Raw genomic sequence first — 1,451 nt, forward strand, 5'->3', positions numbered from 1 at the left:
CCTCTCGTTGGGAGCATGGCGCACGATGGCATCATATTGTTCCGCATAATCCTCGTAAGCGCTGATCGTTTGACGGCTCTGTGCCAGAGCCTCCGATGACACACCCATCTTTTCCTCCCATGCGTCCATGTCGGTCAAAGAGCCGGACACTTTCCTCAGCCAATGCTGCCGGCGGAAGCGTGTCCATCGAGCAGCCCGATGTCGCGTTGCCCAGACCGCGGACATCAGGCAGAGCGAAGTGCGCCGGGACTGACGACTGTCTCAGTTGGCGTCGGCTACCGTCTGCCGGCCGCCGGCCCAGGCGCGCCATTGCCGTTCGTCGCCATGGAAGACATTGAGGTCTATGCGGCCGGTGACGCCGTGCGACAGGCCGGAGCCGGAATACTGCCAGAACAGCCATTTGCGGCCGGGATAGACCTTTGACGGATGCTGGGCCACGGCACGCAGCCAGAACGGATAGTCGAGGAATTCGCCTCTGAGATTGTCGCGGTAGAAATCGGGCGCGGTGTAGATGATGGGCCGCTGGCCGTAATGCCGCTCCAGCTTGTCCATGAACACCTGCATCTTTTCCAGCACCTTTTCGCGCGACGGCCGCCGCTTGCAGCTGGACTCGCCGTTCCACTCGACGTCGATCACCGGCGGTAGCGCGCCTTCGACCCTGGGCACGTTGCGGATGAACCAGTCCGCCTGCTCGCCGGCCGTGCGGCACCAGTAGAAGAAATGATAGGCGCCGCGCTTCAAGCCGGCGGCGTCGGCGCTGCGCCAGTTTTTCATGAACATCGGATCGAGGTGGTCACCTCCGTCGGTCGCCTTGATGTAGGCGAAGTTGGCGCCCTGGGCCCGCAATTTGTCCCAGTTGACGTTGCCTTGCCAACGCGAGACGTCGACGCCGTGCACTGCAAGGCGGCGAGGCGAACCCTTGCCGAAATTGATCGGCTTGGCGTCGCGAAATCCGTAACGGGTGAGCGGCCCGGCCAGCATGGCCGGTGCCGCGCGGGTCAACAGCTTGGGCGGCGACACCAAGGCTGCCGGCTCGACCGGCAGCCCGCCGACATCAGGCACTTGGGGATCAGGCACGTCGGGCGCGGCAAACACCCCCGTCTCTTCCTCCTCCGCCAAGCCGAACGGGCGCGTTTTTTCCCCCGGACCGTTGTCAGACATGGGAGCCAATCCGGCCCTTGCCGCCCTGTTGCCCCTTGCCGCCGGAGCAGCGGCGATCGGTGCCGGCGGCCGGATCACGGAACTGGTGGTCTCGTTGGACGGTTTCTGCAAATCCAGCGCATCGACGCCGGCCGTTGACGAGCAGCCGGCAAGGCATAGCGATGCGACCAAAAAACTGACGACGCCCGGAATCCGCATCTGGACCTGTACTCAAAACACAACAGACCGAGGGCAAAACGACAGCCGACGGACAAACCAGATCAGTTATGAATGAGAAATTACCAATAAAG

General features: G+C 63.0%; 2 protein-coding genes. Both read right to left on the reverse strand.

Going from position 1 to position 1,451, the window contains the following annotated elements:
* Window positions 1–261: 261 nt before the first annotated feature.
* A complete protein-coding gene (locus EN750_RS34070) occupies window positions 262–1,161 on the reverse strand; it encodes a glycoside hydrolase family 25 protein (RefSeq protein ID WP_245466321.1) in 900 nt (299 codons plus the stop codon).
* Window positions 1,154–1,451: hypothetical protein (locus EN750_RS41175; protein ID WP_245482888.1), on the reverse strand; the 298-nt coding region annotated here is incomplete at its 5' end. The genes EN750_RS41175 and EN750_RS34070, both read right to left, overlap by 8 nt.

It is taken from the genome of Mesorhizobium sp. M7A.F.Ca.ET.027.03.2.1 (assembly GCF_003999175.1).
Lineage (GTDB): Bacteria > Pseudomonadota > Alphaproteobacteria > Rhizobiales > Rhizobiaceae > Mesorhizobium.